Source organism: Enterobacter sp. N5-15 (assembly GCF_057221635.1).
The window spans coordinates 2,648,780-2,663,870 of record NZ_CM170150.1 but is presented as its reverse complement, the minus strand read 5'-3'; the positions used below and the strand labels follow the sequence as shown (position 1 = coordinate 2,663,870).

The following is a 15,091-nucleotide window of genomic DNA, read 5'->3' as shown; positions in this document are numbered from 1 at the left end:
AGCCCACTCACAGCCCCTTGTGTCACGATATTTCTCGCACTTCTCCGAAGACGCCTGCCCCGAAGAATGCACCGCGGACTCGCGGGGGCTCAAAATTTCAGCATTCGTCCAGTATATCACCCGGCAACAGCTTCGCCTCATCCAACCAGAGAAGGAGCGCGATTCCACCAGGGGTTTCACGCTTTCCTGATGTTGTCGACGAAACGCGCAATGACGATAAAGAAAACCGGTACGAAGAAGATCGCGAGAAGCGTACCGCTAATCATGCCGCCAAATACGCCGGTACCGATGGCATGCTGCGTACTGTCGCTCGCACCGCTGGCCAGCATCAAGGGAACAACCCCTAAGGTGAAGGCTAACGATGTCATCAGAATGGGGCGCAGGCGCTGGCTGGCGGCATGAACGGTTGCCGCCAGCAGGGGCTGCCCCTGGCGATGGAGCTGCCTGGCAAATTCAACAATCAAAATGGCGTTCTTGGCCGACAGGCCGATAAGCGTAATCAGGCCGACCTTGAAGAAAACGTCATTCGTCATGCCGGCAACAGACACCGCGATCACCGCGCCGATAAGACCCAGCGGAACGACCAGCATGACCGCAAAAGGAATAGACCAGCTCTCATACAGCGCGGCGAGAACCATAAATACGACAAGTATCGACAGGACGATAAGGCCCGGAAGCTGAGACTCCGATTTTCTCTCCTGCAATGAACTCCCGGCCCACTCGCCCGCCATGCCCTGAGGTAAATCTCTGGACAAACTCTCCATAACCTTCATTGCGGTGCCGCTGGACTCTCCCGAGGCCGCATTTCCGGTAATGCGAATAGCAGAATATCCCTGGTAACGCGTCAACTGCTGTGGCGCAACGTTCCAGGAAAGCGTGGCAAACGTCGATACCGGTACCATCTGACCCATCCGGTTTTTCACAGATAACGTCAGTATCTGCTCAGGCTGCATTCGGTAGGGCGCATCGGCCTGAATGATCACCTGCTGAACGCGGCCGCTATTCGTATAGTCATTGACGTAATTTGAGCCCAGGGTGACGGAGAGCGTCTGGTTGATTTCATCAAATGAGACGCCCATCGCTTCCGCCTTTTCTCTGTCCACCTGGAGCGCGAGGCTTGTTCCTTCCGGAAGACCGTCTATATACACGTCACTCAGTTCAGGACGTTCATTGGCTTGCAGGACCAGCGCGTCGGCAGCGCGCTTTAACGCCTCGTAGCCCAGTCCCGCGCTGTCCTGCACGTACCAGGTGAAGCCCGAGGAAGTGCCCATATCCGAAATGGCCGGCGGGAGCAGGCTCATCGTGACGGCATCAGTGACGTTCGCCATGCTGGCCTGTATATGGTCGGCTTCATCCTGGGCCGTCGAGCCCTGCCGGTTTTTCCAGTCCTTCAGCGTGGTGAAGGCCATAGCCGAATTCGGCCCTGAACCTGAAAACCCAAACCCCAGAATCATAATGTTGCTTTCAATATCCGGCCGGGCCGCAATTTCCTCTTCAAATTTTTTTACCACGTTGAGGGTGCGCTGCATCGTGGCATCAGAAGGCAGCTGGATTGAGGACATAAAGTAGCCCTGATCTTCCTCCGGCAGAAAGGACGACGGTAGCGAAGACAATCCCAAAAACAGCGCAGCGCAAAGCGCAACGTACAGGAGCAGCATACGTCCGGTTCGCTTCAGAACGGCTCCCAGCCCGGCTTCGTAACAGACGGTGAGCGAACGGAAGCGCGCGTTAAACCCGGTCGCGAACCGTCCACTTCCGCTCTCTCCTGCCTTGTGCGGCTTGAGTAACGTTGCGCACAGGGCGGGCGTCAGCGTCAGGGCAAGAAACGCGGACAGCAGTATGGAGACCGCCATGGAAATACAAAATTGTCGGTAGATAATCCCGACGGATCCTTCGGCAAACCCCATGGGGATAAAGACGGCGGTTAGCACCAGCGTGATCCCTATAATCGCCGGGGTGATTTCCTGCATGGCTTGCCGCGTGGCGTCACGCGGGGACAGGCTTTTTTCCTCCATCAGCCGTTCAACGTTTTCTACGACCACGATGGCATCATCAACGATAATCCCTATCGCCAGCACCATGCCGAACATCGTCAGAATATTGATGGAGTATCCGCTCAACAGCATCACCGTGAAGGTGCCAAGAAGTGCGACGGGAGCAACAATCGCCGGGATAAGCGTACAGCGTATCTTGTGCAAAAACAGCAGCATAACCAGGAAGACGAGGATCATCGCTTCCACAAATGTCTGAACAACCTTCACGATAGACAGTTTCACAAACGGCGCGGTATCGAAGGGAACCGTAAACGCCATTCCGTCGGGTAACACCCGGGAAAGCTCGTCGATGCGCGCGCGCACGCCTGAAGCCGTACTCATTGCGTTGGCGCCTGGCGAAAGCTGAATTGCCGCCGCCGTTGCGGGCACGCCATTTTCGCGAATACCAAAGGCGTAGCTTTGCAGGCCAGATTCAATCCGTGCAATGTCGGACAGTTTCAGGCGGGCGCCGGATGCGTCAGATTTCAGGGTGATATTCCTGAACGCCTCTACCGAGGAGAGTTGTCCCTTTACGGTGATGGGATACGTTACCGCTTGTCCTTCAGATGCTGGCTCATCTCCCGTTTTACCGGGCGAAACCAGGGCATTTTGCTGGCCAACGGCGGTAAGAACATCGCTCACCGAAAGCCCATAGCTATGGAGCTTCATGGGATCCAGCCAGATGCGCAGCGCTTTTTCGCCGCCAAACAGCTGAACTTTCCCTACGCCGGGCACGCGACGAAGCTCGTCACTGACGTTTCTGGCAAAATAGTCGCTTAAATCGGCTTCCTCAAATTGACCCATCGTGGACTTCAGCCCCACCATCATTAAAAAGCCAGAATTAGCGGCCTCGACGTTAATGCCGTTTTGTCTTACCGCCTGAGGCAGACGAGGCTCGACGATCTTAATCTGATTCTGCAGGTCCATCTGCGCCAGCTTGATGTCCGTGCCCGGTTTAAACGTGACGGTAATCGATGCCGAACCGGTTGTGTCACTGGATGATTCAAAGTAGAGCAAATTATCTACGCCAGAGATTTCGCGCTCGATTAACGACACCACCGACGTATTCATGATATCGGGGCTGGCCCCCGGGTAACTGACGGAAATAATGATTCCCGGCGGTGCCACCGCCGGATACTGCGCAACCGGTAAACGGGGAATAGACAGGAGTCCCGCCAGAACGATAAAAAGCGCCACTACCCAGGCGAAAACGGGGCGTTCGATAAAAAAATGAGGCATTGAGTTATTTTGTGCAAAAGAGTGAGGTAGAGACTCTACCGCGCGCCTGTTTAGCGGACATGGGCGGTTTATGGAGGACGTGTGGAGCAGCGGCTCAAATCATTCTCATAATGAGGTACAGCGGTGCTCCGCCAAAAAAAATGATCAAATAACACTCGTAGTAAAAGACCAGATCCTCGATATCGGGCATCGCGTTTAACAGCACGGTGAACGTAATAATGAGATAAACAAAAATCACTATTAGCCAGAAGGCGATGACAAGCAGCTCAGTCAACGCGCCAGCTTTATTTTGTATTATCAGAGAGACCACCGACAATGCGATGCAGCCATAGATAATGGGTGAAGAGAGCAGCGTCGAGGCGACTTTTTCATCCATTCTGTGCACCAGCACCAGCCAGGTATAAAGTAATCCCCACGACAGCAGCAGAAACAGGGAATATATACCCAGTTTTTTAGGAGAGAAATATTTTGAAAGTTCCATGTTCATTATTTCAGCCAACTTCATAAAATCTTTAAGAAACAGTGGTAATTTGCAACGCGCAATGCACAAAGGGTTATGCCTCAATAGCGATTATGAGCGGACATTGTCGAGTCTTTATTGACTGAATGTGTAGGCTGTGTGGAGAAATAACCGGGCATTTAAATTACCCGGGAAATTTTCGTGACCACGGCACTTTTTCGCGGAGGCTGTGTCTTATTGTGCTAAAGATATCTGATAGCGTGCTCAAAGGGATTTCACCCACGGAGATAAAATGCACAAAAATACGCTGATTCTTATTGTTGAAGATGAAGACGAAATCGCCGATATACTGATGAGCTACTTAGAGCGTTCGGGAATGAAAACGCTCAGAGCCAGGCAGGGCGAACAGGCCATAACGCTCAATCGCCTCCATAAACCGGATCTCATATTGCTGGACATTCACCTGCCCGTATGTGACGGCTGGAGCGTACTTACCACGCTTCGTCAGGAAAGTTCTGTCCCCGTCATCATGGTTTCCGCTCTCGATCAGGATGTCGATAAGCTCATGGGGCTGAGGCTGGGAGCGGATGATTACGTGATCAAACCCTTCAACCCTTCTGAGGTTGTCGCACGGGTTGAGGCGGTGCTGCGCAGGACAAAAACTGCGCTTCAGCAGTCGGGTTCCCTGCCGCTCAGAACGCCCTTTATTACGGTCTATCCGGATGACTTCTACGTGGAAGTCACCGTGGGCGAAGAGGTTATCTCCCCGGTATTAACGACGACCGAATTTAAATTACTTACCTGGCTGATGCGATATCCGCGAAAGGTCTGTTCCCGCGAAGAGTTACTCAACGCGTGTCTGCCGGAAGGTGACGCGCTCGACAGAACGGTCGACAGCCATATGAGCAAGCTGCGTAAAAAACTGGAGCTTGCCGGTCTTTACGGTGTTCCCGAGAGCATCAGAGGCATGGGCTACCGGCTTGGGGAAAAGAAATGAACAGAGAGTCTGTCCTGAGTCGTCAGATCTTAACGTATATGCTGTTGCTGACGTTTACGATAATTGCTATCGCCATACTGGGCTCCTGGTTTTTTTACTCCTTTATTCTGGATCACCTCCCGGGCGGCCCTGCTGCGGGCGATGACGAGCAGATGACGATGTGGGACTGGGCATGGATTGGGACCGCGACTACGATCAGTATGATTATTGCCCTCTTTTTCACGGTCAAGCTTTCATCGCGAATACTCACCCCGCTAAACGCGGTAGCGTCCAGCCTGAAAAGGATTTCTCAGGGCGATCTGGATGCCAGGGCATTTTGCGCCAGTTCCCGGCTGGGTGAGATCAATCACCTTGTGATGGATTTCAATGAAATGGCTGAAAAGTTACAGACGCTGGATATTCAGAGAAAATCCTGGAATGCCGCTATTGCGCATGAGCTGAGAACGCCGGTCACTATTTTACGCGGACGGCTTCAGGGGTTGGTTGACGGTGTTTTTACCCCGGACCCGGTGCTGTTTAATAATCTTCTCAAACAGACGGAAGGGTTAACCCGTCTGATTGAAGATCTCCGGGTTGTCAGTTCGGATGGCGGGGCGGGATACACGCTGTACCAGTCCCGCACGGATCTAAAAGGGACAATACAGAATGCACTCGATACATTTATGCCCGAGTTCAACCGTAAGGCATTTACCGTCAATACAGAACTGAGGGAGCAGCAATGCGTATTCGATCCGTTACGCATCAATCAGTGTCTGACCGTTTTATTTGACAATGCCTTACACTATTCAACCTCGCGCAAACTCATCGTGAAAAATGGCGTTTCTGATAAAGGCAATTATATCCTTATTCAGGACGGGGGACCGGGCATCCCCAGAGAGTTTCATGATTTCTTATTTCAGCCCTTTCAGCGCGATAATGGCGCCAGACGTGTGAACCCGGAAGGCTGTGGTTTGGGCTTGTCGGTGGTAAAAGCCATCATGCTGGCGCATGGTGGCGATGTTACCTATACCTTATCGACGCAAAACCACTCGATATTTAAGCTCACCTGGCCCGACTCGTGAGTTTCAGCGGCAGGTCAAATGCGCCTGCCGGCGATAAATGCCATATTTTTCCTAACTTAGCATCCCATTCCTGCGGGGTAATTGTCAGTTTACCGCGTCTCGGGCTTAAGGTTATTTCACTGAAATAGATTTCATCTTTCTTTAGCATCAGGTCAACGCGGCAGTAGTCAATTCCATCCGCCAGCTCCTGGGACGCCAGCAATGCCTGTCGGAACAAGACCGGTTCGTCAGGATCTGCTGAAGTATTCGGATATTCCATCTGGAAGGGTTGTAAGTTCCAGTGCCTGTCATAAACGTTGATAAAACCGTTGCCGTTATCATCCGTAAAATCCGCTTCAACATAGTGGGCAACGCCGTGAAAGCAATGGATCCTCAGCATTTCGGGCGTAGTGTTCCTGTCAGCATCATCGAAGAGATCGACGAACGGCTCGCAAAGTATACTCGGTGTAATGTTTTTGTACTGCCATTCGCGCGTGGTGTAGTACAAATTTTTCTTTAACGCGAGGCTCAGCTTTTTACACGCTTCCCTGACATTAAATTGCGCTTTATTTGTACATATTATTGTGCTGCCGCTGTCATGGTTGCACTTAAGGACGAATTTATCAGGGAGTACTGAAAAATCAATCTGCGACGGCCGGGAATACACACCAATTAATGGCACCGTTTTCACGCGCTTTGTTCTGGAGGAAACGTATGCCCGAACGGCGAGCTTATCGGCGAGCATCGTGTAGAGGTTATTATGGTCATAAACCAGACGATGACATATTTTTTCACTCAACGTCGTGGGTGATTGAATGTCAGGGGTTTTCCCGGATGTTTTCTTAAGCCTGACCGTATGAAAGTGCAGGTCCGTCATTAAAAATGAACGGCATTTTCTGATGAGATACTCGGTATATTTTAGAACGTAAGTGGTGGTGTCCATTTCTTCTCCTCCGTAATGTCCGGACATTCTGGAGAAGAACTGTTGATTTATTTTGCGTAGAATATGGAGCAGGCGTGGAGAAGAAAAAATTAAAGGATTAAACAGCGTGTAAAAGCTATTTAACCCTTATTGAACCGTGCAACGTTTGTTTAACGGTCTTTGCGCCATGCATCGGCGGTTAATGCTTCACCGAAATGACCGGCTATCAGTCGTTTCGTCAGCTCATGAAGCGGGGAGGCCATCACATCTGCCGTGCTGCCGCGCTCGACAACTTCACCCTGGTGCATGACCATCACCTGATCGCTGATGTGCTTCATCATTCCCAGATGTTGGGTGACGTAGATATACGAGATCCCCTGTTTTTCCTGCAATTCCAGCATCAGGTTAATCAGCTGTGAGCGCATCGACATATCCAGCGAGGCAAGCGCTTCATCCGCAATGATCACTTTTGGCCGCAAAATCAATGCACGCGCCAGACCCAGACGCTGTTTCTGGCCGGGGGCCAGCATATGCGGGTAGTAGCTTTCGTGATCCGGTAACAGGCCAACCATACGCAGGGTTTCAAATACGCGCTTACGGCGCGCCTCCGGCTCCAGGTCGGTGTTCAGACGCAGCGGAAAATCGAGGATCTGCGAAATGCGCTGGCGCGGATTAAGCGAGGTAGACGGATCCTGGAAGATCATACGGATGCGCTGGCTGCGGAAAGAGTAATCGCCGAACGTCAAAGGATGATCGTCAATCAACACTTCGCCTGCAGTCGGTTCAACCATGCCGGCGAGCATTTTCGCCAGGGTGGATTTCCCGGAACCGTTCTCGCCGATGATCGCCAGGGTCTGTTTTTCACGCAGCGTAAAGCTCAGCGGCTTCACCGCGTCGACAGTTTGACGATGAAACAGCCCCGTGCGGTAGCGAAAGGTCTTACTCAGGTTGCGAACTTCCAGTAAGGTTTCAACCATTTCACTCTCTCTCCATGTTCAGCGGGAAATGACAGGCGTAAAGATGATTTTTGGCCCCGGTTAGGCGCGGCGTCTCGATACATTTACGCTGAGCATAAGGGCACCGCGGACCCAGACGACAGCCTATCGGCAGGGATTCCAGCAGCGGAATCGCCCCCGGCAGGGTATTCAGGCGGCTTTTATGCGGCATGGCGCTGCCAAAATCCGGAATGGCGCGGATGAGCGCCTGCGTATACGGATGATGCGGGGCGTTAATCAGATCTTCACTCGGCGCGGTTTCGACCGTTTGCCCGCAGTACATCACGTCAATTTTATCCGCCCATTTGCTGAGCATTTGCAGGTCGTGGCTGATCAGCAAAATGGTGGTGTTGTTATTCTGGTTGAGGCGCGACAGCAGGCGGAAAATTTGCGCCTGCGTGGTGGGTTCCATCGCGTTGGTGGGCTCATCCGCAATCAGCAAACGCGGCTGATTTGCCAGCGCGATGGCAATCATCACTTTCTGACATTCGCCGTCGGTCAGCTCATAAGGGAAGCTGCGCATCGCATCTTTGTGATCTTTAATCCCAACGCGGTGTAAAAGCTCGATGGCGCGGCGCTTGCGCCAGCCAACGCGTTGCCACCAGCGGCCTTTATAGGTCCAGCCGGGAATGTTCTGCATGAGCTGTTTACCTACGCGTTCGGACGGGTCGAGACAGGACTGCGGTTCCTGGAAAATCATCGAGACGTTATGCCCGACCAGCTTACGCCGCTCGCGGGGGGAGAGGCGCAGCAGATCGATATCATCAAAACGCATACGGTCTGCGGTCACGCGCCAGTTGTCTTTCGCCACGCCGCAGATAGCCTTGGCTATCAGGCTTTTGCCAGAGCCGGATTCACCTACCAGCCCGCGAATTTCACCCTCCGCGAGGGTGATGCTGATGCGATCGACGGCTTTAACCCAGCCTTCACCGGTTTTGAATTCGATGGTGAGGTTGCGAATATCAAGAAGCGGCATTATTGCACCCCCGCGTTAATTGCACGGCGAATACCGTCGCCCAGCAGGTTGATGAGCAGCACGCTCACCATAATGGCCGCACCCGGCAGCATGACCGTCCACGGTGCCACGTAGATGAGTTCCAGCGCGTCGCCGAGCATCGCACCCCATTCGGGCGACGGCAGCTGTGCACCGAGGTCGAGGAAGCCGAGCGCCGCGATGTCCAGGATCGCCATCGACAGGGCGCGGGTGATCTCGGTGACCAGCCCGGCGGCGATGTTAGGCAGCACGGCAAACCACAGAATGTTGAAGGTCGTCGCGCCGTCCAGACGCGCGGCGACGACGTACTCTTTTTCCAGCTCATCATGCACCATGCTGTAAACCGAGCGCACGATGCGGGGCAGGATAGCCAGCCAGACGGCGAACATGGCATGCGACAGATGCGGACCGGCAAAGGCAACAACTATGATTGCCAGCAGCAGGGACGGAATCGACAGCAGCGTATCCAGAATGTGGTTAAGTACCGCCGAACGCAGGCCGTGCGTGGATCCCGCAAAAATACCGAGCGCCAGCCCACAGATCGTTGCCGCGAGCGTCACCACAAAAGCGCCGCCCACCGTCGGGGCTGCACCGCTCAGCAGTCGGCTCAACACGTCACGTCCGAGGTCGTCCGTTCCCAGGAAGAAAGAGACTTCGCCGTAGCGCGACCAGGACGGCGGAAGCAGCTGATAGCCAAGGAACTGCTGGTCGATGCCGTACGGCGCAAACCACGAGCCAAAGACGCAAAGCAACGCCAGGCCGGCACAGCCGTAAAGGCCGATCATTGCCGTGGTATCACCATAGAATTTACGCCACACGGTGCGCAGCACACCGGGCGTGCGCTTTTCACTGTATACGCTATCGTAAGGCATACCATTCCTTATGCTTCAATGGGTTGGCCATGGCACCCAGAATATCGGACAACACGTTAACAATAATGACCAGCGAACCAATCACCATCACACCCGCAGAAATAGCGGCGTAGTCCTGCTGGCGGATGGCGTTAATCAGCCATCGCCCGAGGCCTGGCCAGCTAAAGACCATCTCTGTGATCATGGCCAGCGTCAGCATGGTGGAAAATTGTAATCCCAGACGCGGAATAACCGGCGGCAGCGCGTTGTGCAGGACGTTGCGGCGCAGTATGGTCAGGCGTGACAACCCGCGCGTGGCGGCGGCTTTGACGTAGTTCTGGTCAAATACCTCAATAGTGCTCAGGCGCATCAGGCGGATCACTTCGGTTGTTGGCGCAACCGCCAGCGTCAGCACCGGCAATACCATATGGCGCAGGGCGCTGACGATCATCTCATGGCGCCACATCGAGTCGGACAGCCACGCGTCGATGATGGCAAAACCCGTCACCGTTTTAACCGTATAGAGCAGGTCAAAACGACCCGAAACCGGCAGCCAGCCCATCGTCAGCGAGAAGAACAGCGTCAGCAGCAGCGCCAGCCAGAATACCGGGATGGAGAAGCCGAACAGGGCGAGGGCGCTGATAAACTTATCCTGCCATTTATTGCGATAGATGCCGGCCAGCATGCCCACGGGGATCCCGACCATCAGGGCAAAGCCGAAGGCCAGAATGCAGAGTTCCATCGTGGCCGGGAACACCTCTTTCAGCTGCTCGGAAATCAGCTGTCCGTTAATGCTGGACACGCCGAAATCCCAGTGCAACAGCCCGTTAAACCAGAAGAGCCAGGCATCCCACAGGGACGACCCCTGGAGCGGGGCGTGGGGCGTGAAATAGCTCAGGCTGAAGCCGACAAAGTTCAGGAAAAAGAGCGTCACCAGCAGCAAAAGGAGCCGACGTAAGGTAAAAATAATCATGGTTTTTTCACCTCTTGTTCTTTTTCACGCGACACGCCGGCGAACGAGGCGTTGCCGAACGGACTCAGCACCAGACCTTTAATATCATAACGATAGGCCTGAAGACGCAGGGAAGAGGCCAGCGGCAGCACCGGCAGTTCCTGGGCGAGGATCTTCTGCGCTTCATCATAGGCGTCAATACGTGAGGCCAGCTGCTGGGAAGCCAGCGCTTTTTGCAGCACGGCGTCAAACTCCCGGTTACACCAGTGGGCGTAGTTGGTCTGCGAGTTTATCGCCGCACAGCTCAGCAGCGGCCGGAAGAAGCTGTCCGGATCGTTACTGTCGGTCGCCCAGCCGGTCAGGGTTAAATCATGATTCATGTCCATCAGGCGCGCCTCCTGGAAACGGCCCTCAACCGGTACGATGATCACCTTAACGCCTACCTGCGCCATATCCGCCTGCAGCAGTTCGGCGGTCTTGAGAGGGCTGGGGTTCCACGCCTGGGAACTGGTTGGCACCCAAAGCTGCAGCGTCAGGTTTTCCGCTCCCAGCGCCTTCAGCTGCTCACGCGCTTTTGCCGGATTGTATTCCGTAATTTTAGCTTCACCGTCATAGGCCCACGAGGCGCGCGGTAAAATTGAGGCGGCGGTTTCCGCCGTGCCGTAGTAGATCGACTGCATCAAACGCTGGTTGTTAATCGCCAGCGCCAGAGCGTGACGTACTGCAGGGTTATTCAATGGCGGCTTATCCGTGTTAAAGGCCAGATAAGCGATATTCATGCCGGGGCGCAACGTCAGACGCAGGCGCGGATCGTCGCGCAGAATGGTGAGCTGGCTGGCCGCGGGCCAGGCGAGCACGTCACATTCCCCGGTGAGCAGTTTCGACAGACGTCCTGTTCCACCTGAACCGAGATCGACCACCACCTGCGGCATCAGCGGGGTGCCGCGCCAGAAATGCTCATGGCGCTGCAGGCGAATATACTGCCCGGCGCGGTATTCGGCCAGCTGGAACGGACCGGTGCCGACCGGCTGACGATCGAGTAACTCCTGGCGATCTTTTTTCGTCAGGTTCGCGGCGTACTCAGCGGACATGACCGACGCATAGTGGGTCGCCAGGTGCCAGAGGAAGGAGGCATCCGGGCGCGTCAGCGAAAATTCTACCGTGCGATTATCCAGCTTGCGCACGCTCTTGACGGTGTCGGCAAACTGCAGGCTGTCGAAATAGGGGAAGTTGCTGCCGTTAACGTTATGCCACGGGTGGTTGCGGTTAAAGATGCGCTGGAAGGTGAAGACCACGTCATCTGCGTTCAGCTTGCGCGTGGGGGTAAACCACGGCGTGCGCTGAAACGCGACGTCATCGCGCAGGTGAAAACGGTAGGTTGCGCCGTTATCCAGCACTTCCCAGCTTTCCGCAAGCTCAGGCACCAGACGGTAGGTGTACGGGTCAACATCCAGCAGACGGTCGTAAAGCTGCGCGGCCAGGGTATCCACGATCAGGCCGCTGCCCGCTTTTTGCGGGTTGAAGGTATCCACCTGGCCGCTTACGCAATAGACGAAGCCGCTGTCACGAATGTCAGGCTGCGGAGTTAGCCCGGGCGCGGCAAAGGCCAGGCTGCTAAACAGACCGAGTGCAAAAAAGGACGATAAAACCAGACGCATAATTTTTAAGGTTTTTAGGTTCGATCTGCAAAGTGTATCGCACTTACGCCTGCTTCGTAAAAATGTCTGCGGGTAAGTGCTGATATTGTCAGCGCATTTGATGCTTTTTAAGCAATGCCCTTAACTGATGGTAGGTCAGACCCAGCAGTTCAGCCGCCCGTTTCTGGTTATATTTCGCCGTCTTCAGGCTTTGCTCCAGCAGCTGTTTCTCCTGGTCGTTCTGGAACTGGCGTAAATCAAGGGGGAGAGTAGGGAGATCGCCTGAAGACGTTGGTGCGGACAGCGGCGGCACGCTGCGCTGGAAAGGATCGATAATGATGTTGTCCAGCTCCGTCTCGCTGCTGCCGTGACGATAGACGGAACGCTCCACGACGTTTTTCAGTTCGCGGATATTTCCCGGCCAGTGGTAAGCAAGCAGTGTTTCCTGTGCATAATCGCTGAAGCCGGGGAACAGCGGCAGCCCGAGCTCGCGGCACATCTGAATCGCAAACTGGTCTGCCAGCAGCATGATGTCGCTTTTGCGCTCGCGAAGCGGAGGAAGCTGAACGACGTCAAAGGCCAGGCGGTCAAGCAGGTCGGCACGGAATTTCTCCTCCGCCACCATCTCCGGCAGGTTGGCGTTCGTGGCGCACACCAGGCGCACGTTTACCTGCAGCGGCTGGCTACCGCCGACGCGCTCCAGCTCGCCGTACTCAATCACGCGCAGCAGTTTTTCCTGCACCAGCATGGGCGCGGTGGCCAGTTCATCAAGAAACAGCGTACCGCCGTCGGCGCGCTCAAAGCGCCCGGGATGGCGCTTCTGGGCACCGGTAAACGCGCCCGCCTCATGGCCGAAGAGCTCGGTGTCGAGCAGGTTTTCATTCAGCGCCGCGCAGTTTAGGGAAATGAAGGGGCCGTCCCAGCGCCCGGATAAATAGTGCAGACGGTTGGCTATCAGCTCTTTCCCCGTTCCGCGTTCACCGACGATAAGCACCGGTTTGTTGAGCGGCGCCAGGCGAGAGACCTGTTCCAGCACTTCAAGGAAACTGTTTGCTTCACCGAGTAAATTGTCTTTGTATCCAGGCATGATGAAATTAACCACTCCTTAGCGATATTCACCAGGGAAGGATAGTTCTTCACTGCACGAAAATCAATCAGTGTCAGTGAAATCAACAAGATAAAAAGTTGGCATGATGTTTGTATTATCTCTACAGCAGGGCATAGCCCGATAACAGAACTATGAGGATTAGATTATGGGTATTTTTTCTCGTTTTGCCGACATCGTGAACGCCAACATCAACTCGCTGCTTGAGAAGGCGGAAGATCCGCAGAAGCTGGTACGCCTGATGATTCAGGAGATGGAAGACACGCTGGTTGAAGTGCGTTCTACCTCCGCCCGCGCGCTGGCGGAGAAAAAACAGCTTACGCGTCGTATTGAACAAGCTACCGCTCAGCTGAACGAATGGCAGGAAAAAGCGGAACTTGCGCTGCGCAAAGATAAAGAGGATCTGGCCCGTGCGGCGCTGATCGAAAAACAGAAGCTGGCCGATATGGTCGCGACGCTCGAGCATGAAGTGACGCTGGTGGACGACACGCTCACCCGTATGAAGAAAGAGATTGGTGAGCTTGAAAACAAACTGAGCGAAACCCGCGCGCGTCAGCAGGCGCTGACCCTGCGTCACCAGGCGGCAAGCTCTTCCCGCGACGTGCGTCGTCAGCTGGACAGCGGTAAGCTTGATGAAGCGATGGCGCGTTTTGAATCGTTTGAACGTCGTATCGACCATATGGAAGCCGAAGCCGAAAGTCACGGCATCGGTAAGCAGAAGTCGCTGGATCAACAGTTCGCCGACCTGAAGGCCGATGATGAAATCAGCGAGCAGCTGGCGGCACTGAAAGCCAAAATGAAGCAAGACAACCAATAATAATTCCTGCGGCACCTGAGCGTGCCGCATCGTAAGACAAGGAGTACACATGAGCGCGCTTTTTCTGGCCATTCCCCTGACAATTTTCGTGCTGTTCGTTTTGCCGATTTGGCTGTGGCTGCACTACAGCAACCGTTCTTCACGTGGCGAACTTTCCCAGAGTGAACAACAGCGTCTGGTACAGCTCTCCGATGAGGCGAACAAAATGCGCGAGCGCATTCAGGCGCTGGAAGCCATCCTGGATGCTGAACATCCAAACTGGAGGGACCGTTAATGTCTGGACTGAATCTGAACAAAAAGTTGTGGCGTATTCCACAGCAGGGCATGGTGCGCGGCGTTTGTGCCGGGCTGGCTCATTATCTTGACGTGCCGGTCAAACTGGTGCGCGTGGTCACGGTGCTATCGATCTTCTTCGGTCTGGCGTTTATTACCCTGGTGGCATACATCGTCCTGTCGTTTGTCCTTGACCCGATGCCGGAAGGAGAACTGGCTGCGGAAGGTGCCCCTACCAGCAGCGATCTTCTCAATGCGGTTGATGAGCAACTCGCCGCCGGTGAGAAGCGGCTACGGGAAATGGAGCGCTATGTCACGTCGGATACCTTTACGCTGAGAAGTCGTTTTCGTCAGCTTTAAGAGAGAGATGAGATGAAACAACACTGGCAACAGGCCGGTCAGAAGGTAAAACCCGGCCTGAAAATCGCAGGTAAATTGGTCCTGCTGACCGCGTTACGGTTTGGCCCGGCAGGTGTGGCGGGTTGGGCGATAAAATCCGTTGCCCGCAAGCCGGTCAGAATGGTGCTGGCCGTGGCGCTCGAACCGCTGTTGCAAAAGGTGGCAAAACGGCTTTCTCGCCGCTACTTATCCCAATAATTCCCGCCGGCGTTAGCCCTTTCCCTTCCGGGAGAGGGACTGGCGACGGTTAACCGCATTTCTCTTTTCCCTTGGCTTTCTTTGCGGCAGCTCACAATATTGCGCTGAGCTGCTTTGCAAACACCTTTTTCTCCTTCCTGGTCCGTTGACAGATATTTTTCATGGGAGTAGATTGCCAC

Annotated in this window: 15 protein-coding genes; 6 read left to right on the top strand and 9 right to left on the bottom strand. The window is 54.4% G+C overall.

All coding sequences use genetic code 11. From position 1 onward, the window contains the following. Nucleotides 1-176 precede the first annotated feature (176 nt). The gene (locus AC2TE5_RS12665) at nt 177-3,272 is read right to left on the bottom strand and encodes a multidrug efflux RND transporter permease subunit (RefSeq protein WP_484611752.1); all 3,096 of its coding nucleotides are present in this window, start codon (nt 3,270-3,272) and stop codon (nt 177-179) included. 94 nt (nt 3,273-3,366) lie between these two features. Beyond that, entirely contained in the window at nt 3,367-3,777 is a 411-nt protein-coding gene (gene crrC / locus AC2TE5_RS12660; protein WP_080352820.1) for a colistin resistant protein CrrC, read from the bottom strand. Nucleotides 3,778-4,024: 247 nt separating this feature from the next. On the opposite strand from crrC, the gene AC2TE5_RS12655 reads away from it, so the two are divergent. Both AC2TE5_RS12655 and AC2TE5_RS12650 read left to right on the top strand, forming a co-directional pair. Continuing rightward, entirely contained in the window at nt 4,025-4,729 is a 705-nt protein-coding gene (locus AC2TE5_RS12655; RefSeq protein ID WP_484611751.1) for a response regulator, read from the top strand. Beyond that, nucleotides 4,726-5,790 (top strand): ATP-binding protein, encoded by a 1,065-nt coding sequence (locus AC2TE5_RS12650; protein WP_484611750.1) that lies wholly within the window; start codon nt 4,726-4,728, stop codon nt 5,788-5,790. The genes AC2TE5_RS12655 and AC2TE5_RS12650 overlap by 4 nt, the downstream gene beginning before the upstream one ends. Here the strand turns inward: AC2TE5_RS12650 and AC2TE5_RS12645 are convergent. From AC2TE5_RS12645 to pspF, 7 genes are all read right to left on the bottom strand, one after another. Next, nucleotides 5,771-6,712, bottom strand: a complete 942-nt coding sequence (locus AC2TE5_RS12645) for an ATP-grasp fold amidoligase family protein (protein WP_484611749.1) — start codon at nt 6,710-6,712, stop codon at nt 5,771-5,773. The genes AC2TE5_RS12650 and AC2TE5_RS12645 overlap by 20 nt on opposite strands. A 149-nt stretch (nt 6,713-6,861) precedes the next feature. Next, the gene (sapF, locus tag AC2TE5_RS12640) at nt 6,862-7,668 is read right to left on the bottom strand and encodes a putrescine export ABC transporter ATP-binding protein SapF (protein WP_023312051.1); all 807 of its coding nucleotides are present in this window, start codon (nt 7,666-7,668) and stop codon (nt 6,862-6,864) included. Between the two features lies 1 nt (nt 7,669). Next, nucleotides 7,670-8,662, bottom strand: coding sequence for a putrescine export ABC transporter ATP-binding protein SapD (sapD, locus tag AC2TE5_RS12635; RefSeq protein ID WP_023335931.1), 993 nt, complete (start codon nt 8,660-8,662; stop codon nt 7,670-7,672). Beyond that, nucleotides 8,662-9,552 (bottom strand): putrescine export ABC transporter permease SapC, encoded by an 891-nt coding sequence (gene sapC / locus AC2TE5_RS12630; RefSeq protein WP_023335930.1) that lies wholly within the window; start codon nt 9,550-9,552, stop codon nt 8,662-8,664. The genes sapD and sapC overlap by 1 nt, the downstream gene beginning before the upstream one ends. Beyond that, a complete protein-coding gene (sapB, locus tag AC2TE5_RS12625) occupies nt 9,539-10,504 on the bottom strand; it encodes a putrescine export ABC transporter permease SapB (protein ID WP_213327728.1) in 966 nt (321 codons plus the stop codon). The genes sapC and sapB overlap by 14 nt, the downstream gene beginning before the upstream one ends. Further along, nucleotides 10,501-12,141 (bottom strand): ABC transporter substrate-binding protein SapA, encoded by a 1,641-nt coding sequence (sapA, locus tag AC2TE5_RS12620; protein WP_159514335.1) that lies wholly within the window; start codon nt 12,139-12,141, stop codon nt 10,501-10,503. The genes sapB and sapA overlap by 4 nt, the downstream gene beginning before the upstream one ends. 88 nt (nt 12,142-12,229) lie before the next feature. After that, nucleotides 12,230-13,207 carry a phage shock protein operon transcriptional activator gene (pspF, locus tag AC2TE5_RS12615; protein WP_213327727.1) on the bottom strand — a complete coding sequence of 326 codons (978 nt, stop codon included), beginning with the start codon at nt 13,205-13,207 and terminating at the stop codon, nt 12,230-12,232. A gap of 166 nt (nt 13,208-13,373) precedes the next feature. Here pspF and pspA point away from each other — a divergent pair, with 166 nt between their 5' ends. From pspA to pspD, 4 genes are read left to right on the top strand one after another with little or no spacing between them, the layout of a single operon-like run. Next, entirely contained in the window at nt 13,374-14,042 is a 669-nt protein-coding gene (gene pspA / locus AC2TE5_RS12610) for a phage shock protein PspA (protein WP_029740507.1), read from the top strand. Nucleotides 14,043-14,091: 49 nt separating this feature from the next. Then, nucleotides 14,092-14,316 carry an envelope stress response membrane protein PspB gene (pspB, locus tag AC2TE5_RS12605; protein ID WP_023312045.1) on the top strand — a complete coding sequence of 75 codons (225 nt, stop codon included), beginning with the start codon at nt 14,092-14,094 and terminating at the stop codon, nt 14,314-14,316. Beyond that, the gene (gene pspC / locus AC2TE5_RS12600; protein WP_023617934.1) at nt 14,316-14,675 is read left to right on the top strand and encodes an envelope stress response membrane protein PspC; all 360 of its coding nucleotides are present in this window, start codon (nt 14,316-14,318) and stop codon (nt 14,673-14,675) included. Before pspB ends, pspC begins: the two co-directional genes overlap by 1 nt. A 12-nt stretch (nt 14,676-14,687) precedes the next feature. Further along, nucleotides 14,688-14,912, top strand: a complete 225-nt coding sequence (gene pspD, locus AC2TE5_RS12595; RefSeq protein ID WP_023312043.1) for a phage shock protein PspD — start codon at nt 14,688-14,690, stop codon at nt 14,910-14,912. Nucleotides 14,913-15,091: the final 179 nt, after the last annotated feature.